We start from the raw sequence: 21,676 nt of genomic DNA on the forward strand, positions 1-21,676 counted from the left end.
ACATAATAACACGGGATATTTATAAGTGCAAGTGAATTAATTTACAAATTTACAAAAAGAAAAAGCAGCAGCCGCTGCTTTCACTCTCCACCTACTGTATATTCATGTGTATCTAAATTGACACGCACTTCAGTCATTTCCCCATCAATCATGTTATTGAATAAAAATCCGATTTCATTGTCCCGGACAATCGGCTGGCCAAGAATGACCAAACTCGACAATTGCTCGCCTTCGATGTAAGCAAGAAGCGCTTCGGATTGCTCAGCTGATTCTTTGTCATTTAAAATCGACACGGTTTGCGCGTCGGCTTCCATCGGGAAAGTTTCTTTTACCGGCCCTGTATAATCCACGCTGACTTTCATGCCGGTACGGATATCCCCAACCGCGCCGTCTGAGGTATCAGTGCCGTTTTTAAAGGACACTTTGGCATCTTTTGGAATTGTGAAATAAATATTGTTAACGAGGATCTGGTTCGCTGTCACTTGCGTGATGAACCCTTCTTCCGACAGTTCTTGCTGTTCTCCGGCTGCTGCGTCTTGCTCTTCAACTGCTGCATCCTGCTTTTTCGGTTCTTCCACAGGCTCAGCTGCTTGATCATTGGAACACGCTGCTAAAAACAGCAGGCTTGCCATCAATAGACTCAATTTCTTCAAAATAACCCATTCCTTTTCGGTTTAATCATCGTGGCGCCATTCATTTTTTTGAAAAGTCCAACAGGTTTATTTTAACCGCTGGCTGCCTTCGGTGCAATAAAAAACCGGCTGCCGCCATTAAGCTTTTAAGTAATGGAAAACACCTTCGCCGTCCATGCGTTCCGTAATCAATCCGTCTTCCAGCAAGTAATCGATTTGGCCGATTGTTTCTGACAAGGTCAGCCCCAGCTCTTTTTCATAGGCATACGGAAACAATTCTTTCGTCAAGCTGTATACGGTCTTCTCTTTATTTTCCAGCATATCCAGCACTTTCAATGCACGCTGATGCTGCTTTTCAAGCCTTACAGCAACCAGTTCATGAACATTCCGAACTTCTTCCCCGTGGCCGCTATAGACGACTCCAATCGGCATTTTCAATAACCGCTCAAGTGATGCATTATATTGAAGCAATGATTTCGGCCGGCCGTCTTCCCGGTGGAGCGGCGGCTCGATCAAAGGATTCGAGGACACTTTTGCGATGACATGATCTCCTCCGATCATTTCCCCGCTTTCCGGATTCCAATAAGATAAATGGCTTTGGGCATGGCCAAGTGTTTCGAGCGCGTGCCAGCCTGGATGCCCCGGCAATGCGTCGCCTTCATTGATTGCCATATCGAGAGGCCGGTTGCCCATCAGGTTCAATGGCCGTTTCATTTTTTTGACCCAGAACCACAGTTCTTCCGGCACACCTTCTTCTTTCAGGCGGTCCAGATAAAAGGCATCATGGTAGTCAAGGAATGCCTGGTCGCGCCGCAGCCATAAGTCGTTGTACGGATGTCCGAACAATTTAGCATTGTCAAAACCATCCACCCAGCCGGCATGATCCGGATGGTGATGCGTCAGCACTACTTGCTCCACATCTTTCGGCTCCACATTCGCAGCCTTTAAACCGGCTTTTAGCGCCAGCCAGGCTTCCGGTGTTTTTGGTCCGGCATCAATCAATGTCAGCATATCGCCTTTAAGTAAGTATGAATTAACGTCGCCGACTGCAAAAGGCGTCGGAATAATAATTTTATGTAAACTCATTTTCCCATCTCCCTTAGAAACTGAATAGCTATTCATATATCATACCGATAAAAGCTGATTTCGTCACGCGGCAAAGACCATTTGACAAACAATTGGAACTACCTCTATAATTCAGATACATATACGAGCGAAGAAAAAGACCAGTACAGAAGGTGATGGTGCCAAGAGAGTGCGCTCCAGCTGAAACGCGCATCCCCTCTCCCTTCTCGAACCTGCTTTTGAGCTGCCTGTGAAAACAAGGCCGTCTATCCGCGTTAAGGATCTCGAGAAGTGCCGCCAGTCGGCAAATTTAGGTGGTACCGCGGAAACCAAGCGTTTTCGTCCTTGCAAAAGCAGGGACGAATGCGCTTTTTTTGTGGAAAAGCGAAAGCGGCCGTTAAGATTCGACCGGCATAAGACGATCCGGCGAAGCGGCGTGTTTTCAGCCGCACAGTCTCGAAAAGTGGAAGTGCCTGCCCAGCTCTGACAGGCATAAGACAGACCAGCGAAGTGGCGCTTTTTGCCACACAGCTGGGTTGGCTTATGTCCCGAAGAGCTAGGCACTGAACTAGACACCGGAGTGGCTTATGACCCGAGAATCTGGCCGCTGCAGCTGGACAATGAAAAGCGCAGCGCCTATATAGCCCCGACAAGCGCTGGAGGGGTTTTTGGGAATGGCGGTCTTTGCCATTATCGGGAAGTCCGAAGCGACCTCGAGGGGCTGGGCGCCGGAGCTGGACAATGTGAAAAGCGGAAGCGGCCGCTCAGCTCCGACAGGTCTACCTCTTCGAAAAACTCGGCGCTGGTATCCAAAACCAAGTTAGTTTACATAGAAGAAAAGGAAGTGGAAAGCATGAATATCGTATGTATCGGAGCAGGTTCCATGGCAGAATCCATGATCCATGGCTGGATCAATAAACACATATTGAAACCAAGCGATATTTCCGTGATGAATAAATCCGATATCGATCGCCTGGAGTTTTTGCGTGATGAGTACGGAGTCAAGATTGTCCAGAAAGAAAAGACAGATTTAAAAAACGCTGATTTCGCTTTGCTCGCCATGAAACCGAAAGATGTGAAAGCTGCACTTTGCGGAATTCAAGACGACTTGTCTCCAGACACGGTCATTTTATCGGTCGTGGCGGGGGTCCCTATCCGTACCATCCAGAAATACGTCGGCAATCTGCCTATTGCCCGCGCGATGCCGAACACATCCGCTAAAATCGGTAAATCGGCAACGGGCGTAGCATGGAGCGACCAAGTGACGCTTGAGCAGCAATATGAGTTAAGAGATTTGCTGTCGTCAATTGGCGGCGTTACTGTCGTAGAAGAGCCGCAGCTGGATGCAGTCACTGCTGTCGCAGGCAGCGGGCCGGCTTTCATCTACTATTTCGCAGAAGCGATGACCGAAGCAGGTGTGGCCAACGGATTGTCGCTTGAGGATTCGAAAAAACTGGTCCGCCAGACGTTTTCCGGAGCCTCTGAAATGCTGCAGCATGCCGAATTCGCCGAACTGCGAAAAAAAGTGACAAGCCCGAACGGCACAACTGCAGCCGGTATTGCTTCATTGGAAGAAAACAATTTTAAAGAAATTATCGGGGAATGCATTAACCAAGCAGCCAGCCGTTCGCAAGCCCTTGGAAGAGAATTTGAATAAGACCTTCTGATATAATAAGCTACAAATCGCGAAGATTCGGGAGGGAACTTGTTTATGGCTAAATTGTTTGAACCCATTACCTTCAAAAATACAACATTCAAAAACCGCATCGTCATGGCACCTATGTGCATGTACCAAAGCGATCAAGAAGACGGAAAAGTGACCGACTGGCACCGTGTGCACTATCCGACACGCGCGGTCGGCCAAGTGGGCCTGATTATTGTGGAAGCGACGGCTGTACAGCCCCAAGGCCGCATTTCCACGAGAGATTTAGGGATTTGGGAAGACGGCCATATCGAAGGCCTCGCTGAAATTGTCCGGATGATAAAACAGCACAGCGCCAAAACTGGCATCCAGCTGGCACATGCCGGCCGTAAAGCGAATTTGGAAGTGCCGATCCAGGCCCCCAGTGCCATTGCCTTTAATGAAAAATACCAGACACCCCAGGCGATGACGCTTGAAGAAATCGAAGAAACGGTACAGGCATTTAAAGACGGCGCAATGCGTGCGAAAAAAGCCGGTTTTGACTTGATTGAATTGCATGCTGCCCATGGCTATTTAATCAACCAATTCCTATCCCCCTTGACCAATAAACGCAGTGATGACTACGGCGGCTCTTCAGAAAACCGTTATCGCATCCTGCGCCGAGTCATTGATGCCGTCAATGAAGTATGGGATGGGCCGTTGTTTGTCCGCATTTCAGCCAAAGACTATGCAGAAGGCGGCATGACGCCGGACCAATACGTGGAAATGGCGCAATGGATGAAACAGCAAGGCGTAGATTTAATTGATGTCAGCTCCGGAGCTGTGGTTCCGGCAACGATTCCCTCATATCCGGGCTATCAGGTGCCGTTTTCAGAAACCATCAAACATGGAACACCCATCGCAACAGGCGCTGTCGGTTTAATCACACACGCACTCCATGCGGAAGAAATTTTACAAAATGAACGGGCAGATATGATTTTCTTAGCCCGTGAATTGCTGCGCGACCCTTACTGGGCCTATACGGCAGCGAAAGAGCTGGGCGTTGGCATTGAAGCACCCGTGCCATATGAGCGCGGCTGGATATAAGGCAGTTGCAAAATGCTCGAAATTTAGTATACTGAAAGTAACGTAAAAAAACCGAATGCCGGAGCATTCGGCCAGCTGCGTGCCGCACCAAGGGCGGTTGGCTGGAATTCTTGGCTTTGAAAACAACCGTCATTCCTCTACCACAAGGGACGGTTGTTTTCTTTGTTTATAGCCAAGTTCCCGCCTGCAACTGTACTATTATAGTACCATAAACAGAACGTGCGTTCTATTAATTATATATTTTCTTTTATTTTCCTTTTTTCTTTTAGAAAAGTTTAATACATGATGCGTAATCCGGGTACAGCAGGAATGGAAAACGGCTTGCCCTCTTTAGATGTTTGAAAATCTTTTCAAATTTAGTATACTGAAATTAACGCAAAAAAAAACCGAATGCCGAAGCACTCGGCCAGCTGCATGCCGCGCGTGAGCGGTTGGCTGGAAAACTAGGCTTTGAAAATAACCGTCATTCCTCTACCACAAGGGACGGTTATTTTTTTTCGTTCATGGCCAAAATCATGTAAACGACCAAAGTCACTGCACTGATCGTTACCCCGATGCTCGTGAAGACGAGAGCAAAGGATTCTGAAAGAGTCATGTCACCACCCCCTTTCTGCGGGAATGGCCAAACCGTCCTCATGCAGCTGTATCTTTATTTTATCATAAAAAGAACATATGTTCTATTATTTCCTCAATAAACTTGAAAAATACAAAAAAAGCCATCGCTTAGCGACGGCTTTCTATTTTCTTCCTTACTTCTTGGTTATGCTGATGCCATTCGTATTCTGCGAAATCCCGTGCGATAAAAACATTCGGGTGTATGCCGCGGACCTGCTCAGTCAGTATTTTGTCATCATCCGGCAGGAACCTCGAGCTGATATGATTGGCGATCAACGCTTTCGCTCCAGCGAGGCTGGCCGTTTTGGCAGCATCGTAAATGGTGGAGTGGCCATAACCTCTTGCCATCTTTTTCGTCTCCGCATCAAATGTCGCTTCGTGCACCACAATATCTGCATCTCGGCTTAACTCAATGGCCGCTTTGCAGAAACGGGTATCGCCGAGAATGGAGACAACAAATCCGGGATGTGCAGGTTCTGTCACATCGATGCTTTTGACGATTTGCCCATTTTCCAGAACCACGTCCTCTCCTGCTTTCAGCTTTGCAAGCAACGGGCCTTTAGGGACTCCGTATTCCGTAGCTTTTTCGATATTCAATTTTGGCTGCAGCGGTTTTTGGGCAATCCGGAATCCATATGAAGGGATGACGTGGTCAAGAAGCGCCGCTTTCACCACCATCGTTTCATCTTCAAAAATAATGCCATCCAGTTCTTCATGAAAAATGATCTTATATGTCAAATGCGTCCGGCTGAGGCGCAGGAACGTTTCTACAAGTTCCTTAATGCCTGTCGGACCGTATATGTCAAGCGGTTCTTCTCCACCTTGAAAGGAACGCGAGCCCAGCAGACCCGGCAAGCCGAAAATATGGTCTCCATGTAAATGGGTAATAAAGACTTTTTCAATTTTACGCGGTTTTAAAGTCGTATGTAACATTTGATGCTGTGTCGCTTCCCCGCAGTCAAACAGCCAAAAAGTTCCGCGTTCCTCAAGCAATTTTAGAGCGAGAGAACTGGAATTCCGGTGCTTTGACGGCATACCCGCTCCTGTTCCGAGAAATAATAGCTGCATAAACTCCCTACTTTCTGTCGTGATCATGGTCATCCAAAAAATCTTTGCTGAAACTGGTTTCTGATTCAGAAGTCGTTTTTTGGGAGCGCGTCCCCCGAATGATGACGCTTTTGCCGAATTTCGTTTCAAGTTTGGACATCAGATTCAGAATTGGTTCTTCTTTAGCGTGCTCCTGGAAATTAAAGATGGACAGCTGTTCCGTCATCTCGCCTTTCTTAGCCACATTCGATACCGTTACGCCGACAAGGCGGAGAGGCTCTCCATTCCAATGCTTTGTGAACAATTGCCATGCATTTCGGAAGATGTCGTCGCGTTTCCATACGGTGTTTCTCAGCGTAATGCTGCGGGTGCGGTTTTGCCACTCCGAGCTTCGGGTCTGAATGCTGACAGTAGGACCCGCCAGCTCTTTCGCTTCGAGCCGGTTGGCCACTTTTTCACTCAGTTTCCGGAAAATCGCCTTTAAGTTTTCTTCATCGGTTTCATCCACCGGCAATGTTGTCGAAGTCCCGACGCTTTTCGTATCGTAAATCGAATCGGGATCCACGATCCGGTCATCAATGCCGTTTGCCCGGTTCTGAAGGCGCAAGCCATTCTTGCCCATCTTTTCTTTGATGAGGCCGGTATTGGCTGCCGCTAAATCTCCGATCGTGGCAATCGACAGACGCTTTAGTTTTTCTGCAGTGCTTTCTCCGATGCCATGCATTTCGATAACCGGCAGCGGCCAGAGCTTTTCCTGGATGTCGCGCTTCCGCAAAATCGTGATGCCCATCGGCTTTTTCATATCGGAGGCTGTTTTTGCCAAAAATTTATTCGGTGCAATGCCAAGTGAACAAGGCAGATCAAGTTCTGATTTCATGCGCTGCTGGATTTCTTCCGCCAGCTCCAGCGCATGCCGATCTTTAGCCAGTTCCGTCACATCAACGTAGCCTTCATCGATCGATACCGGTTCCACAAGGTCCGTATAAGAACGCAGAATGTCGAACATCGCTTTTGAGGCAGCCCGGTAGCGCTCGAAATTCGGCGGCAAAAGAATCAATTCCGGATATTTCCGTTTGGCTTCATGCACTTGCATCGTCGTATAAATGCCATGTGCCCGCGCCTCATAAGAACAAGTCACAATAATGCCGCGCCGCTCTTTCGGATTGCCGGCAATTGCGATCGCTTTGCCTTTCAAAGTCGGGTCATGCGACTGCTCCACCGAAGCATAAAAACTATTCATATCAATGTGGAAAATCACTCGGCCTGCCATCTGGATCGCTTCACTTTCTTTTTCTTTCAGTTTACCATACGAAAAGCGTGGCTGCCTCCCAGGAACATGCTGGATATGTGGTGCTGCTCTTCTCTTTTTCTTACAAAACCGGCTTGTTCTTCCGCAATTTTTGAAATACGACCAGCAACGCTGAAAATACGACCAGTTGTTGCAGAAATACGACTCACAAGAGACAAAATATGACCAGCAAAAGAGAAAATACGATTCCGGCCGAAAAATCCGAATAGAAACCGGCCGAAATCTTCCTCATTTTTATTGCCTTTAAACAGAAAAAAACTGCAGGCACTATCGGAAAAACCGACTATGCCTGCAGTCTTTTCTTTTATATTAAACAGCTGACTCTTTCACAATTTCAACCAGCATTTCGGTCAATTTCTCCAATTCCTCGATTGGCATGCGTTCTTTTTTCGTGTGGATATCTTCATAGCCGACACTTAAATTGACGGTCGGAATGCCAAAGCCATTGAAGATATTGGCGTCGCTTCCGCCTCCGCTTGTTAAGACAGGCGCAACAAGGCCGATATTGGCTGCCGCTTGCTTGGCAATTTTCACAACTTTTTCATTTTCATTGAAATGGAAACCTGGATACATCAGCTTCACTTCAGTTACGGCATTGCCGCCCATGCGTTCCGCGACTTCTTCAAATACCGTTTCCATATGCGCTGTTTGAGAAGCCAATTTATCTTCCTGGATAGACCGGGCTTCCGATAAGATGTGGACTTCGTCGCACACAATATTGGTCGCCTGGCCCCCTTCAAAACGGCCGATATTGGCTGTCGTTTCTTTATCAATGCGTCCCAGCGACATTTTCGCAATGGCTTTGGCCGCAATCGTGATCGCTGAAACGCCTTTTTCAGGAGCTACTCCGGCATGGGCTGTCTTGCCATAAATCGTCGTCCATAACTTCGCCTGGTAAGGAGCAGTCGTGACGATTCCGCCCACTTTGCCATCGCTGTCTACGGCATAGCCGTATTCCGCGAACAATAAAGAAGCATCCAGTTCTTTAGCTCCAGCTAAGCCGCTTTCTTCTCCGGCTGTAATCACCAATTGGATATCGCCATGCTCAATTTCCTGTTCCTGAACCGAACGGACCATCTCGAACAAAGCGGCAATTCCCGCCTTGTCGTCCGCCCCCAAGATGGTAGTGCCGTCTGAATACACATAGCCGTCCCGGATTTCGGGCTTAACGCCTTTTCCAGGGGTTACCGTGTCCATGTGCACAGTAAAATAAATCGGTGAAGCTGCAATTGCGGCTCCCCGCAATGTGGCAATCAAGTTATTGGCACCATGGCCGTTACGGAAAGAGGAATTGTCTTCTCTCACATAAAAGCCGAGGTCTTCCAATTTCTGTTTCAGCACTTCGGCAATTTTCGCTTCGTTTTTCGTTTCTGAATCGATTTGCACCAATTCAAGAAACTCATTCAATAATCGGTCTTTCTTCATCATTCGTACCTCTCTTTATAAAGGCATATTGCCATGTTTTTTAGCTGGGCGCGTCTCTTTTTTATGGCGCATCATTTCCAAGGCCTGAATCAGTTTAATGCGTGTTTCCCGCGGATCGATAACGTCATCCACCATTCCGCGTGCCGCTGCCACATAAGGGTTGGCGAATTTCTCGCGATATTCCTCAATTTTTGCCGCCCGCGTTTCTTCCGGGTTGTCACTTGCGTCAATTTCACGCGCAAAGATGATATTAGCTGCTCCTTGTGGACCCATAACGGCGATTTCAGCATTTGGCCATGAAAACACCAGATCTGCGCCAATCGATTTGGAATTGAGCGCCACATAGGCACCGCCGTATGCTTTGCGCAATATCACTGTCATTTTCGGCACCGTCGCTTCTGAATAAGCATACAGGATTTTTGCGCCATGCCGGATGATTCCGCCATGTTCTTGTTTGATGCCAGGGAAAAAGCCGGTGACATCTTCAAAGGTGATTAATGGGATGTTAAAGGAATCGCAGAAACGGATAAAGCGGGCTGCTTTATCGGAAGAGTCGATATCGAGTCCGCCAGCCATCACTTTTGGCTGGTTGCAGACAAGGCCGACCGTTTCACCTTTGATGCGCGCCAAGCCAATGACAATATTGCGGGCAAATTCCGGCTGGACTTCCATGAAACTGCCATCATCGACCACTTGATTGACAACAGCCCGGACATCGTACGGGCGAATCGCTTCGTACGGCACGACGTCTGCCAAGTCCGGACGGTAATCGTCTGCTGCATCCGCTTCAAGGCGTGGCGGCATTTCCTGGTTGTTCTGTGGCAGATAACTGATCAATTTTCGCACCATCTGCAGCACTTCTTGTTCGGAATCCGAGCGGAAATGCGCATTTCCGCTGATTGCTGTATGTACTTTCGAGCCGCCAAGGTCTTCAGAAGAAATCTTCTCTCCTGTCACTGTTTCAATGACTTTCGGTCCGGTGATGAACATCTGGCTTGTTTTATCGACCATGAACACAAAATCGGTAATGGCCGGTGAATAAACGGCGCCTCCTGCTGATGGCCCCATGATCACGGAAATCTGCGGAATCACGCCTGAATATATGGAGTTCCGGTAGAAAATATGGCCATAGCCATCAAGCGACAAAACGCCTTCCTGGATGCGGGCGCCGCCTGAATCGTTCAAGCCGATAAAAGGCGCCCCGTTCTTTGCTGCCAAATCCATGACATTGGCGATTTTTTTGGCATGCATTTCACCCAGCGCCCCGCCAAAAACAGTGAAATCCTGTGAAAACAGATAAATCGGACGGCCACCCACTTTTCCGTACCCTGTGACTACCCCTTCACCAGGTCCGTTTGCCATTCCAAAATCCGTCGTCCGGTGTTCCACGAAAGAGCTCAGTTCCACAAAAGAACCTTCGTCCACTAACAGCTCGATGCGTTCGCGGGCAGTCAGTTTGCCTTTTTCATGCTGTTTTCTGATGCGTTCTTCCCCGCCGCCGAGTTCAATTTCGCGTCTGCGGTCATATAACTCATTGATTCTTTCGTAAATATCCATTTCTCCACTCCTCAATCATTGCTTTTCGCAAAGCTCGTATAATACCCCATTTGAAGATTTAGGATGCAAAAAGGCAACCATTGCGCCGCCAGCTCCCGGATTTGCATGCTCGCTCAATAATTTGACACCGTTTTCACGCAGTTCGGCCATGCGCTGTTCAATATCCTCCACGCCAAAAGCGATGTGGTGAATGCCTTCTCCGCGTTTTTCGATAAACTTGGCCACTGCACTTGTGTCATCCAACGGTTCAAGCAATTCCAATTTGATGTTGCCGGCATCAATAAATGCTACCCGCACTTTCTGGGACTCTACGTCTTCAATTTTCAGCAACGGGCAGCCAAGTGTATCGGTGTAATAAGGCAGTACCTCATTCAAATTCCGGACTGCAATTCCAATATGGTCGACTTTTTTCATTCTTTTCACTTCCTTTTATAAGTTCTCTTTTATTGTACCCATTAGACTGTAAAAACTCTAGTTCTACTTGAATATTTGGAAAACGATGGGACACGGGACTTCAAATTCCCTTCTGTTTATGTTATTATCTCATTATGTCCAATTGAAAATAAAGGAGTCGTATATCCATGAGTAATAGTGCATTCCGTAAAGTTGTCGTTTATGCCATGGTCGGCATCATGCTTTTGTCCAGTTTAATGATGGGACTCAGCTTCGTTATCTAATAAAAAGAATAAAACATAGAAAAGACAGCGGAAATCAATTGATTTCCGCTGTCTTTTTGTTGGTGAATCCTTTATAGGAAGACTTGATCTCCAAATAATCTTCCATTTCCTGAATGACTTGATAAAGTGCTGCCATGGCCAAAAACTTTTCATGGGTATTCGGCAAGGGCATCGTGGCAAAGTCGTCTTTGACCGCTTGCAATTTGCTGATGTAACGGTATGCCGTATTGCCCGAATGGACATGGAGCGCCAAATCTTCCAGAAAATCCGCCACTAAATGGGAATGGCCGACAATTACGGGTAGCGCCGTAATTTGAGGCAGAATGCGTTCGATGATTTCCAGCTGCTGCTCTCTCATATCGAAATAATGGTAATACTTGTTTTCAAGCCGGGTGACATGGTTTTCAACGTCCTGATACGCCAGCGCCTTCGCTTTTTTCAGCAGTTCGGCGCTTTCGGTCAATTCTTTCCCCGTCCAAGCTGAATCGCCTTGCCGCAGAAAGATTACAATTTCCTGGAAAATAGACGAATACAGCGATTCAATTTCGTAGCGGTACGCGTTCAATTTCCGTTCGATGCTCGGCATATACATATTGACCGCTAATGCAGTACCGAAGCCGACAGCCATCAACGACAATTCATTCAGAAAAAGATCCAGCGTCAAGTTTTTGGAGTCATAGATATGCAGCAAAATGACCGAACTGGACACAAATCCGTCTGAAAATCTTAAAGAAACCAGGACCGGAATGAAAAGCAAGATCATGATGCCAATAACGGCCGGGTGATAGGCTATGCCTTCAAGAAACACAAAGGCATAGCCGATCCCGATCAAACTGGCAACCAACCGGGAGAATGCGGCGCGGATCGATTTCTTTTTTGTCGGCTGAATGCATAAAATCGTCAAGATGCCGGCCGAGACATAATAATCCAATTGAAAAAATTGCGCCAAAGAAATTGCAATTGCCACACCTGCTGCTGTTTTCATTGTCCGGTAGCCGATTGAAAATCTTTTCAGTTTCATATTCTGCTCCTTTTTTTACAACATAAAAAAATGCCCCTTTTTGAGGGGCATTCAGCTTAAATCTCTTTGCAATGCTCTTCAAACAATTCCTGGATATGCGTAATTACAGACATCGGGTCATGGCCTTCGATTTCGTGTCTGCCAATTTCATCAACCATTTTCCCGTCTTTCAAAAGAACGAATGACGGAGAAGAAGGAAGATGGTCTTCACCAAAAATTTCGCGTGCTTGCGCAGTCGCTTCTTTGTCCTGCCCTGCGAATACAGTCAAAAAACGGTCCGGGCGTTTGTCGTAATGGACAGAATGCAATGCTGCCGGACGGGCGATGCCGCCTGCACAACCGCAAACCGAGTTGACCATAACCAGGCTGGTGCCGGGCTGGGCAAAAACTTCAGTGACTTCTTCAGGTGTTTTGAGTTCAGTATATCCTGCATCAACCATTTCCTTGCGGGCTTGGTTTGCGATATCATTCATAAGAAAATTAAAATCCATTGCCATTTCTACCACTCCTTATCGATTCCTTCATTTGTCCCACTTTAACGGTCAGTAAGATTCCCTCTTCTTCAAGCGGGAAGCCACTGTCCGTAAAAGTCCGGTTGGTTCAGCTAACAACTATCGGGGCATTATCCCCAATGGTTGTAGTTTCTCTTTATCATATCAGGAGTTGAAAAGACTTGCAAAAAAGCTTACTCGAATAAATCCGAAATCGCCTGCGATACAGTCAAGTCGTCCTGCAGTACTTTCTGTTCCAGCATCTTCACTTTTTCCCGACGGGCCTGGTCATCAAAAAAGCGGCTCAGCAATTCATCGGTGATCATCGAACGGAACCAGTCTTTGGTTTGGTTCTGGCGGCGGATTTTCCAATAGCCGCTTTTCTTGACGGTGTCTTCAAAGTCCTTCACCATTGCCCAGATTTCCGAAATGCCCGTATGTTCAAGCGATGAAGCAGGCAATGCTTGTGTTTTCCAGCCTTCTGTGGCTTGCTGAAGAAAATGCAGGATCTGCTTGTATTCCCGCACCGTCTTTTTGGCCAAATCGGTGTTATGGATGTCCGCTTTATGGACGACAATGGCATCCGCCAGTTCCAGTATCCCTTTTTTCATGCCTTGCAGTTCATCTCCGGCTCCTGTAAGAACAAGCAGCAAGAACAGGTCGACCATGCCGCGCACCAATGTTTCACTTTGGCCGACTCCGACCGTTTCCACAAGGATGACGTCGTAGCCCGCCGCTTCACAAAGCAGCATCGTTTCACGTGTTTTCTTGTGGACGCCGCCAAGCGTACCCGCAGTCGGCGACGGCCGGATAAAGGCTTTCGGATTGCGGGCCAGGCTTTCCATGCGGGTTTTGTCGCCCAGGATGCTGCCGCCTGTGATCGATGAACTTGGATCGATTGCCAGCACGGCCACCCGGTGGCCAAGATCCGTGAGCATTTCACCGAAAGTCTCGATAAACGTGCTTTTCCCAGCGCCCGGAACTCCGGTAATGCCAATCCGGATGGAGTTCCCGGTAAAAGGAAGCAAACGGTTCAACAGTTCCTGCCCATGCTGTTTATGGTCCGGGTTCGAACTTTCAAGTAACGTAATCGCTTTTCCTAAATGCAGACGCGAACCACTCCGGACCCCTTCAGCTAATTCTTCATAGTCAAAAGCTTTAGTCTGCGGTTTTCTGAATTTTTTCCTCGGCGCCGCTTGCATACCGTCATGGGCTGCTTTCACGCCTTCCATCACCCGACGTGATTCCATTTCGCGGTCCATCAGTCAGCCACTTCCTCATATCCGAGGCGTGCATATATCTCTTCGATGACTTTTTGCGCCGCTACCGGGATGACGGTTCCCGGGCCAAAAATAGCGCTGGCTCCGTTATTTCTCAGGAATTCATAATCCTGTGCCGGTATCACGCCGCCGACGACGATCAATATGTCTTCCCGCCCGATTTTCTTCAGCTCTGCCCATAGGTCCGGCACGAGCGTCATATGTCCGGCTGCCAATGAGCTGACACCGATGACATGAACATCATTTTCCACCGCTTGCTGCGCTGTCTCGGCAGGCGTCTGGAACAAAGGACCGATATCCACATCAAAGCCCAGGTCGGCGAACGCCGTCGCAATGACTTTGGCTCCGCGGTCATGGCCGTCCTGCCCCATTTTCGCAATCAGGATGCGCGGTCGGCGCCCTTCATTTTCAATAAAATCTTCCGTCATTTCTTTTACAATTTCAATTTCCTGCTGATTTGAGAAATTGGCGCTGTAGATTCCACTTACGGAACGGATCACCGCTTTATGCCGGCCGGAAGCTTCTTCAATCGCATCGGAAATTTCACCAAGCGTCGCCCGGAAGCGCGCTGCCTCAACGGCACATTCCAGAATGTTGTCATCGCCGGTTTTCGCGGCAGCCGTCAGTTTCGCGAGTGCTTGCTGCACTTTGTCATTGTCGCGAGACGCTTTCATGCGTTCGATGCGCTCAATTTGTGTTTTGCGGACCAAGGTATTGTCGATATTCAAAATGTCAATCGGATCTTCTTCATCAAGGCGGTACCGGTTGACGCCGATAATGACTTCTTCGTTCGAATCGATTTGCGCTTGTTTTTTAGCCGCAGCTTCTTCAATGCGCATTTTAGGAAGGCCTGTCTCGATTGCTTTCGCCATGCCGCCGAGCTCTTCCACTTCTTCAATCAATTGCCATGCTTTCTCCGTCAATTCGCTGGTCAGCGATTCCACATAATACGAGCCGCCCCATGGATCAATGACTTTGGTCATTCCCGTTTCTTCCTGCAGGAACAATTGCGTATTGCGGGCAATCCGCGCCGAAAAATCAGTTGGCAAGGCAATCGCTTCATCCAATGCGTTGGTATGAAGCGATTGCGTATGGCCCATTGCAGCCGCATTTGCTTCGATTAAAGTGCGTGTGACGTTATTAAATGGATCTTGTTCAGTCAAGCTCCAGCCGGACGTCTGCGAATGCGTGCGGAGAGCCAAGGATTTATCGTTTTTCGGATCAAATGATTTCATCATTTTCGCCCAGATTTCCCGCGCAGCCCGCATTTTCGCGATTTCCATAAAGTAATTCATGCCGATGCCCCAGAAAAACGACAGCCGCGGTGCAAAGGAATCGATATCAATGCCAGCTGCAAGGCCTGTACGGACATATTCCAGTCCATCCGCCAACGTATAAGCGAGTTCAATATCAGCTGTAGCTCCCGCTTCTTGGATATGGTAACCCGATATGGAAATCGAGTTGAATTTCGGCATTTTTGTCGACGTGAATTTGAAAATATCCGCAATGATCTGCATCGACATCGCCGGCGGATAGATATACGTATTTCTCACCATATATTCTTTTAAGATGTCGTTTTGAATCGTGCCTGCCAATTGCTCCGGCGAAACGCCTTGTTCTTCTGCCGCCACGATAAAGAACGCCATGATTGGTACGACCGCGCCGTTCATCGTCATGGAAACCGACATTTGGTCAAGCGGGATGCCATTAAAAAGAATCTTCATGTCCTCGACGCTGTCAATCGCCACTCCCGCTTTTCCGACATCTCCTGTGACACGCGGATGATCGGAATCATATCCCCGGTGGGTAGCCAAGTCAAAAGCGACCGACAAGCCTTTTTGGCCCATTGCCAGGTTCCGGCGGTAAAATGCATTGCTTTCTTCCGCTGTAGAGAAACCGGCATATTGGCGGACCGTCCATGGGCGCGATACGTACATCGTCGGATACGGGCCACGGATATTCGGAGCGAAACCTGGATAACTTTCCTGCTCGGATGCAATATCTTGTTCCGAATAAGCCGGCTTTACCGCAATGCCTTCATTTGTTTCGAAAACCTCTTCGTGGATTGCACCGTTCTGCTTGATCTTCAATTGCTCTAAATCCACTTTCGTGAAATCAGGCTTGCCCATATCAGATGGCCTCCTTTCCAAGACTCAGAATTTTCTCGAGTTTTGAGATGATGTGCTTTCCGGCAAAAATGGCATCTGCCACACCGTTTGGTGCCCACCGGTTCATTTCGTCTTTACTGTATCTGCCAGCAACATCTATTACGGCTGTGGTCTTCAATTCCAGGATCACTTCATCCAGTTTTTCTTTCGGCCCGCATAATACGGCATAATCAATCGCATGGTCAGCCAAGTATTGGTTAACGTCTTGTGCAGACGTTAAAGCCGGGCTAAGCAAAGGCTCGATGCCGCCAACCGCCAAAAAGCCTTGGACAAAATCCGATTGGCTTTTCACCGTTTTCAACGGCCCCAGATGTAATACCGCTGTTTTCAATGTCTTTATTTTGCTTTGGGCTCTTAACTTTTCAAAAGGAGCGGCCAAACGTTTAGCCGTCATGTAGACGAGGTGGCTGTCATCCACTTTGCCTTCTTTTATAGACTCTTGTGGATTAGCGTAAATATTGGTGCCAATCAAAGAATGCTCGCGTGTCGCGACTTTTTCTTTCCGTTCTACCCATTTCGCTTGAATGTCATCCGCCAGCCAGCCGGATTTAATAACTTCCGAATAGCCTCCAGCTTCTTCAATCTCCAAAAAGTAACTCCATGCGGCATCCACAAATTCTTTTGTTAAAGTTTCGATAAAATAAGAACCTGCTGCAGCATCAAGTACGTGTGATACATGCGTTTCTTCTTTAATCACCAATTGGACATTGCGGGCAATCCGGCTGCTTTGTTCATCCGGAACGGTTAAAAAATCATGGGGATGCACCGTATGGGCGTTGGTTCCGCCAAGCACTGCTGAAAAAGTGGCGTTGCCTGCCCGCAGTAAATTGACGTAAGGGTCTAATTTCGAATAAGATCGAACCGAAGTTTCAGTGAAAACAGGAAGGATGGGCGCCGTTTCACCGTAGGCTGAACAAAAAGCGTTCCAAAGCACGCGGAATGCACGAAGTTTTGCGATTTCCTGGAAGAACTGTGTATCCACTGCAAAACGGACCCAAATATCAGCCGCTTTTGTTTGGAATTCATGCTTGCTGAATGTTTCAGCTAAAATACTTAATGCCACTCCAAGCTCATGGACAATGGTGCCGCCCGCATTGTGGACCGGAATCGTATCGACCAATTGAGTCCGGACGTTTTGGGGTGCAGCTGCTGGAGCTTCCGAGTAAATGACGCCTTGGACATGCGCAAGCTGTTCTTCTTCAATAAAGTCAAAAACCCGAAGAATGCCATTGTCATCAGAACTCAACCGGAAATATAAAGGATAGTGGACAATCAATTCCGCCAGGCTTTTCAACTCTTCATCGGACCAAGACAAATTCTGATTGCTGGTATAGACAACCATTTCATTGCCGCGCTTTAAATCTTTTTTCATGGCGGCCAAGTAGCCGGCTGCTGTTTCAGCATGGGTTTCTTGCGCCACAAACCATCCTGGAAGCCTTTTGCCATTTTGGACGGCTATGGTCTGCGAACGGACAAATGAGTCTAACCGCTCTAGCATTTCTTTCGTATACAGGGGTTCTAGTGTAAGTCCTTCAATTGTAGGCGTTTTGAGCGTTTTTTCGAATGGCTTGCCTTTTAAAGTTTTTTCAGCCGCTTCCCGCCAATCTTCGTATGTACGTTCGGAAAAATTTGTCTGTTTCATCGATTCGATTGTCAAACTATTCCCTCCTCAAAGGATATCTCTCTTCATTTTACCCGAGTAGCCACAGACATTAAAGCAAAAAAAGCTTGAAGTCCAAAGACTTCAAGCTTTTGATCAGTAAACAGACGTATTGTCTTTGTTCATGTTCTCAAGAATCGCTTTGACGCGACCAAGGAATTGGCCACAGACAAGTCCATCGAGCACACGGTGGTCGAGCGATAAGCACAAGTTGACCATATCGCGTGCTGCAATCATGCCGTTGCCCATAATCACTGGGCGCTTGACGATCGACTCGACTTGCAGGATGGCCGCTTGCGGATGGTTGATGATGCCCATCGACTGGATAGAGCCGAACGACCCTGTGTTGTTGACAGTGAACGTTCCGCCTTGCATATCAGCAGAACCCAATTTGCCGTTGCGCGCTTTCAATGCCAGATCGTTGATGTCTCTGCCAATGCCTTTAACCGACTTCTCATCCGAGTTCCGGATGACCGGAACGAATAACGCATTGTCGGAAGCGACCGCAATGGAAATGTTGATATCTTTTTTCTGGATGATTTTGTCTCCCGCCCACATCGAGTTCATCATCGGGAATTCTTTCAAGGCTTGGGAAACAGCTTTCACGAAGAACGCGAAATACGTGATATTGAATCCTTCTTTTTTCTTGAACTCGCCTTTAATGGAATCGCGGTACGAAACCAGATCCGTCACGTCCACTTCAATCATCATCCAGGCGTGCGGTGCTTCATGCTTGCTCTTCAGCATATTAGCCGCAATTGCCCGGCGCACGCCGGTAACCGGAATTTCGATATCTCCCGGTGCACTTTCAATCGGTGCCGATTTCGCTGCCGGTTGTACTGGCTGAGACGGTTGCGCTTGAACTTGAGTTTGAGGTGCTGCCGGTGTCTGCTGTGGCGCCGCCGCTTTTGCATCTTCCGCTTTCGGGATGTTGCCGCCTTCAATTAAAGCCAGCAAATCTTTGCGGGTGATGCGGCCTTCATTGCCCGTGCCTTGGACTTGAGTCAAGTCGATGTCATTGTCTTGCGCAAGACGCAAAACGGCCGGTGAATAACGGGCTTTTGAACCTTCCGGGCGAACAGGCTGCGAAGAACCTTTTTCACCTTTCAGTCCTTTGGTCACTTCCGTATCTTCTGCCGGCATGATGTTTTCTTTTCCAGCTTCTGTCGGTTCGTTGTCTTCAGCCGGAGCCGAATCGCCGCCTTCAGTTTCAATGGTGCAGACGATTTCCCCCACAGCCAATGTATCGCCTTCTGCAGCAATCAGTTCCTTGATCGTTCCTGTAAATGAAGATGGAACTTCAGCCGTCACTTTGTCCGTATTGACTTCTGCCAACGGATCATATTTATTGACGTGGTCACCGGGCTGAACCAGCCATTTTTCAATGGTTCCTTCAGTTACACTTTCACCTAGCTGAGGCATTTTAATATTTTCAATAGCCAAAGGGATTCCTCCTTAACTGCTTTTACTTACGTTTGAGACTCTTGGATTAATGGTGTGCGTTCTTTCCTGTATAGATGGAACTAATATATTCCAGCTTTCGATATTCCGCAAAACAGTACGCTTGCCGCGGGCAAGACATTAGCCGAAGACTGCAAGGCTAAGTCTTTGCGACGAAGTGCGCAGCACTGCAGGAGCAGTACGGTTTTCTCCGCTGTTTGCTCCATATCTAAGTGAACAACCAATAAAAAGCTATCTTAATGATTTTCTCTTTTCTAGAAAGCTCCCCCAACGAAGGCGCGTCCACGGGCTAGGGGGAGCAATAAGACGGATGGCCTTCTCGGCTCATTGGCGACGAGCTTGCGCAGGAGCACAAGTTTTTGCCTTGCCCAAAGCGCTCGAAGCGATATTAAAAGAATATTTTTGCTATACAGGCGCCCCGCTTTTCACATTGTCCAGCTGCAGCGACCAGGTTCTCGGGTCATAAGCTAACCCAGCTGTGCGGCAAAAAGCGCCACTTCGCTGGTCTGTCTTATGCCTGTCGAACCTTAACGGTCACTTCCGCTTTTCTAGATTAAAATTCCGCCAAATCGCGCATGGCTTTTTCGACTTTGTCCGGATTGATCATGAAGTATTTTTCCATGGTCGGCGCATAGGCCATTGCCGGAACGTCCGGGCCAGCCAGGCGGCGGATCGGAGCATCTAAGTCAAACAGGCAGTTTTCAGCGATGATTGCCGCTACTTCCCCTATGATGCTTCCTTCTTTATTGTCCTCGGTAACCAGAAGAACTTTGCCGGTTTTTTTGGCCGCTTCTATGATTCCTTCTTTATCTAATGGATAGATGGTGCGAAGATCCAGGATATGGGCCGAGATGCCGTCTTCTGCCAGGCGTTCTGCCGCTTGAAGAGCGAAATGCACAGCAAGGCCGTATGTGATAACGGTGATGTCGTCTCCTTCGCGTTTCACGTCTGCTTTGCCGATTTCGATCGTGTAATCTTCTTCCGGCACTTCTCCTTTGATCAAGCGGTAAGCGCGTTTATGTTCGAAAAACATTACCGGATCTTCATCGCGGATGGCCGCTTTCAAAAGCCCTTTTGCGTCATATGGAGTTGACGGGATGACGATTTTAAGACCCGGCTGGTTAGCGAAGACCGCTTCCACGGATTGCGAATGGTACAAGGCACCATGGACGCCGCCGCCAAACGGAGCGCGGAATACGATTGGGCAAGACCAGTCGTTGTTCGACCGGTAACGGATGCGCGAAGCTTCCGAAATGATCTGGTTGACTGCCGGCATGATAAAATCGGCAAACTGGAATTCAGCAATCGGGCGAAGCCCGTACATCGCGGCCCCGATGCCGACACCTGCGATTGCAGATTCTGCAAGTGGTGTATCAATCACGCGGTCTTCACCAAATTGATCGTAAAGGCCTTGCGTCGCTTTAAACACGCCGCCTTTTTTCCCGACATCTTCACCGAGAACAAAAACGTTTTCGTCACGCTCCATTTCTTCTTTCATTGCAAGCGTGATGGCATCAATATAATTCATAACTGCCATTATTCGTTTCCTCCTTCAGCATAGACGTATTTCAGTGCATGTTCAGGTTCTGCATAAGCTGCATTTTCTGCATAATCTGTCGCTTCATTGACAATTGCCATGATGCGGTCATTGATTTCTTTTTCCAATTGATCGTCCATGATATTGTGTTCTTTCAAATAAGCGCCGAATGTCAGAATCGGATCTTTTTCTTTTTGGGCAGCCAGTTCATCCGCTGAGCGGTACTGGCGGTGGTCGTCGTCGGATGAGTGAGCCGTCATTCGTTCGGAAACTGTTTCAATCAAGCTCGGGCCTTCTCCGCGGCGTGCGCGGTCTGCCGCTTCTTTCACATGTTTGTAGACTTCAATCGGGTCGTTGCCGTCAATCGTCACACCCGGCATGCCGTAGCTTGCGGCACGGTCCGAAACGTTTTTGCTCGCTACTTGGCGTTCAAAAGGAACAGAAATTGCGTATTTATTGTTTTCCACCATCGTGATGACCGGCAGCTTATGGACGCCAGCGAAATTCAGGCCTTCGTGGAAATCACCTTGGTTGGACGAACCTTCGCCAAGTGTGTTGAAGGTAATAAAGTCTTGTTTTTTCATTTTTCCGGCAAGCGCTACGCCGACTGCATGAGGCAATTGAGTCGTTACCGGAGAAGAACCGGTCAAGATGCGGTTTTTCTTCTGGCCAAAATGTCCAGGCATCTGACGGCCGCCGGAGTTCGGATCTTCCGCTTTGGCAAAAGCCGACAGCATTAAATCTTTCGGCGTCATGCCGAAGTGTAGGACCACACCAAGGTCACGGTAATAAGGTGCAATATAATCTTTTGTATTATCGAGTGCAAAGGCAGCTCCGACTTGAGCTGCTTCTTGTCCTTGACAAGAAATGACAAACGGAATTTTTCCAGAACGGTTTAATAGCCACATGCGTTCATCGACGCGGCGGGCCGTTAACATCGTTTCATACATTTTCAGTAAATCATCATTGGATAAACCAACTTCTTCGTGTTTTGCAGCCATTG

18 protein-coding genes and 1 other annotated feature are annotated in these 21,676 nt (G+C 48.0%); of the genes, 3 read left to right on the top strand and 15 right to left on the bottom strand.

Annotation, left to right across the window (positions count from 1 at the left end; genetic code table 11):
* Positions 1-80 precede the first annotated feature (80 nt).
* A complete protein-coding gene (locus tag ACSFXN_RS07685; RefSeq protein ID WP_437149577.1) occupies positions 81-653 on the bottom strand; it encodes a DUF3221 domain-containing protein in 573 nt (190 codons plus the stop codon).
* A 117-nt stretch (positions 654-770) separates the two neighbouring features.
* On the bottom strand, positions 771-1,718 hold the full coding sequence (locus ACSFXN_RS07690; RefSeq protein ID WP_437149578.1) for an MBL fold metallo-hydrolase: 948 nt from the start codon (positions 1,716-1,718) through the stop codon (positions 771-773).
* 121 nt (positions 1,719-1,839) lie between these two features.
* Positions 1,840-2,047 (top strand) — a binding site (T-box leader).
* 170 nt (positions 2,048-2,217) lie between these two features.
* Between ACSFXN_RS07690 and proC the strand changes: the two genes are divergently transcribed.
* The gene (gene proC / locus ACSFXN_RS07695) at positions 2,218-3,354 is read left to right on the top strand and encodes a pyrroline-5-carboxylate reductase (RefSeq protein ID WP_437149579.1); all 1,137 of its coding nucleotides are present in this window, start codon (positions 2,218-2,220) and stop codon (positions 3,352-3,354) included.
* A gap of 54 nt (positions 3,355-3,408) precedes the next feature.
* Positions 3,409-4,425: an NADPH dehydrogenase NamA gene (gene namA / locus ACSFXN_RS07700; RefSeq protein WP_437149580.1), complete on the top strand. Its 1,017-nt coding sequence runs from the start codon at positions 3,409-3,411 to the stop codon at positions 4,423-4,425.
* A gap of 723 nt (positions 4,426-5,148) precedes the next feature.
* Here the strand turns inward: namA and rnz are convergent.
* The 5 genes from rnz to mce form a co-directional block, all read right to left on the bottom strand.
* Positions 5,149-6,108, bottom strand: a complete 960-nt coding sequence (gene rnz / locus ACSFXN_RS07705) for a ribonuclease Z (protein WP_437149581.1) — start codon at positions 6,106-6,108, stop codon at positions 5,149-5,151.
* Between the two features lie 7 nt (positions 6,109-6,115).
* Complete coding sequence (locus tag ACSFXN_RS07710) at positions 6,116-7,357, bottom strand: DNA polymerase IV (protein WP_437149582.1); 1,242 nt, start codon at positions 7,355-7,357, stop codon at positions 6,116-6,118.
* A gap of 348 nt (positions 7,358-7,705) precedes the next feature.
* Entirely contained in the window at positions 7,706-8,821 is a 1,116-nt protein-coding gene (locus ACSFXN_RS07715) for a M20/M25/M40 family metallo-hydrolase (protein ID WP_437149909.1), read from the bottom strand.
* Positions 8,822-8,836: 15 nt separating this feature from the next.
* Positions 8,837-10,378 (bottom strand): acyl-CoA carboxylase subunit beta, encoded by a 1,542-nt coding sequence (locus ACSFXN_RS07720; RefSeq protein WP_437149583.1) that lies wholly within the window; start codon positions 10,376-10,378, stop codon positions 8,837-8,839.
* Positions 10,379-10,393: 15 nt separating this feature from the next.
* Entirely contained in the window at positions 10,394-10,792 is a 399-nt protein-coding gene (gene mce / locus ACSFXN_RS07725; protein WP_300992771.1) for a methylmalonyl-CoA epimerase, read from the bottom strand.
* Between the two features lie 167 nt (positions 10,793-10,959).
* On the opposite strand from mce, the gene prli42 reads away from it, so the two are divergent.
* A complete protein-coding gene (gene prli42 / locus ACSFXN_RS07730; RefSeq protein ID WP_437149584.1) occupies positions 10,960-11,055 on the top strand; it encodes a stressosome-associated protein Prli42 in 96 nt (31 codons plus the stop codon).
* A gap of 34 nt (positions 11,056-11,089) precedes the next feature.
* Here the strand turns inward: prli42 and ACSFXN_RS07735 are convergent, their stop codons facing one another.
* The 8 genes from ACSFXN_RS07735 to ACSFXN_RS07770 all read right to left on the bottom strand — a co-directional run bounded on the left by ACSFXN_RS07735 (position 11,090) and on the right by ACSFXN_RS07770 (position 21,674).
* Positions 11,090-12,076 (bottom strand): aromatic acid exporter family protein, encoded by a 987-nt coding sequence (locus ACSFXN_RS07735; protein ID WP_437149585.1) that lies wholly within the window; start codon positions 12,074-12,076, stop codon positions 11,090-11,092.
* Between the two features lie 56 nt (positions 12,077-12,132).
* Entirely contained in the window at positions 12,133-12,573 is a 441-nt protein-coding gene (locus tag ACSFXN_RS07740) for a BrxA/BrxB family bacilliredoxin (RefSeq protein ID WP_437149586.1), read from the bottom strand.
* Positions 12,574-12,761: 188 nt separating this feature from the next.
* Entirely contained in the window at positions 12,762-13,829 is a 1,068-nt protein-coding gene (meaB, locus tag ACSFXN_RS07745) for a methylmalonyl Co-A mutase-associated GTPase MeaB (protein WP_437149587.1), read from the bottom strand.
* The gene (scpA, locus tag ACSFXN_RS07750) at positions 13,829-15,976 is read right to left on the bottom strand and encodes a methylmalonyl-CoA mutase (protein WP_437149588.1); all 2,148 of its coding nucleotides are present in this window, start codon (positions 15,974-15,976) and stop codon (positions 13,829-13,831) included. The genes meaB and scpA overlap by 1 nt, the downstream gene beginning before the upstream one ends.
* A gap of 1 nt (position 15,977) precedes the next feature.
* Entirely contained in the window at positions 15,978-17,672 is a 1,695-nt protein-coding gene (locus tag ACSFXN_RS07755) for a methylmalonyl-CoA mutase family protein (protein WP_437149589.1), read from the bottom strand.
* Positions 17,673-17,771: 99 nt separating this feature from the next.
* On the bottom strand, positions 17,772-19,118 hold the full coding sequence (locus tag ACSFXN_RS07760) for a dihydrolipoamide acetyltransferase family protein (protein ID WP_437149590.1): 1,347 nt from the start codon (positions 19,116-19,118) through the stop codon (positions 17,772-17,774).
* Positions 19,119-19,689: 571 nt separating this feature from the next.
* Positions 19,690-20,673, bottom strand: coding sequence for an alpha-ketoacid dehydrogenase subunit beta (locus ACSFXN_RS07765; protein WP_300992756.1), 984 nt, complete (start codon positions 20,671-20,673; stop codon positions 19,690-19,692).
* Positions 20,673-21,674, bottom strand: coding sequence for a thiamine pyrophosphate-dependent dehydrogenase E1 component subunit alpha (locus ACSFXN_RS07770; protein ID WP_301856350.1), 1,002 nt, complete (start codon positions 21,672-21,674; stop codon positions 20,673-20,675). The genes ACSFXN_RS07765 and ACSFXN_RS07770 overlap by 1 nt, the downstream gene beginning before the upstream one ends.
* Positions 21,675-21,676 lie beyond the last annotated feature (2 nt).

Source organism: Planococcus sp. 1R117A (assembly GCF_051417975.1).
Lineage (GTDB): Bacteria > Bacillota > Bacilli > Bacillales_A > Planococcaceae > Planococcus > Planococcus shenhongbingii.

What these genes read in the sequence shown, in the direction of transcription:
- ACSFXN_RS07740 (WP_437149586.1), bottom strand. Translation starts at nt 12,573, where the DNA reads ATGGCAATGGATTTTAATTTTCTTATGAATGATATCGCAAACCAAGCC.
- ACSFXN_RS07720 (WP_437149583.1), bottom strand. Translation starts at nt 10,378, where the DNA reads ATGGATATTTACGAAAGAATCAATGAGTTATATGACCGCAGACGCGAA.
- ACSFXN_RS07690 (WP_437149578.1), bottom strand. Translation starts at nt 1,718, where the DNA reads ATGAGTTTACATAAAATTATTATTCCGACGCCTTTTGCAGTCGGCGAC.
- ACSFXN_RS07710 (WP_437149582.1), bottom strand. Translation starts at nt 7,357, where the DNA reads ATGGCAGGCCGAGTGATTTTCCACATTGATATGAATAGTTTTTATGCT.
- ACSFXN_RS07765 (WP_300992756.1), bottom strand. Translation starts at nt 20,673, where the DNA reads ATGGCAGTTATGAATTATATTGATGCCATCACGCTTGCAATGAAAGAA.
- mce (WP_300992771.1), bottom strand. Translation starts at nt 10,792, where the DNA reads ATGAAAAAAGTCGACCATATTGGAATTGCAGTCCGGAATTTGAATGAG.
- ACSFXN_RS07715 (WP_437149909.1), bottom strand. Translation starts at nt 8,821, where the DNA reads ATGAAGAAAGACCGATTATTGAATGAGTTTCTTGAATTGGTGCAAATC.
- namA (WP_437149580.1), top strand. Translation starts at nt 3,409, where the DNA reads ATGGCTAAATTGTTTGAACCCATTACCTTCAAAAATACAACATTCAAA.
- rnz (WP_437149581.1), bottom strand. Translation starts at nt 6,108, where the DNA reads ATGCAGCTATTATTTCTCGGAACAGGAGCGGGTATGCCGTCAAAGCAC.
- meaB (WP_437149587.1), bottom strand. Translation starts at nt 13,829, where the DNA reads ATGGACCGCGAAATGGAATCACGTCGGGTGATGGAAGGCGTGAAAGCA.
- ACSFXN_RS07735 (WP_437149585.1), bottom strand. Translation starts at nt 12,076, where the DNA reads ATGAAACTGAAAAGATTTTCAATCGGCTACCGGACAATGAAAACAGCA.
- scpA (WP_437149588.1), bottom strand. Translation starts at nt 15,976, where the DNA reads ATGGGCAAGCCTGATTTCACGAAAGTGGATTTAGAGCAATTGAAGATC.
- prli42 (WP_437149584.1), top strand. Translation starts at nt 10,960, where the DNA reads ATGAGTAATAGTGCATTCCGTAAAGTTGTCGTTTATGCCATGGTCGGC.
- ACSFXN_RS07770 (WP_301856350.1), bottom strand. Translation starts at nt 21,674, where the DNA reads ATGGCTGCAAAACACGAAGAAGTTGGTTTATCCAATGATGATTTACTG.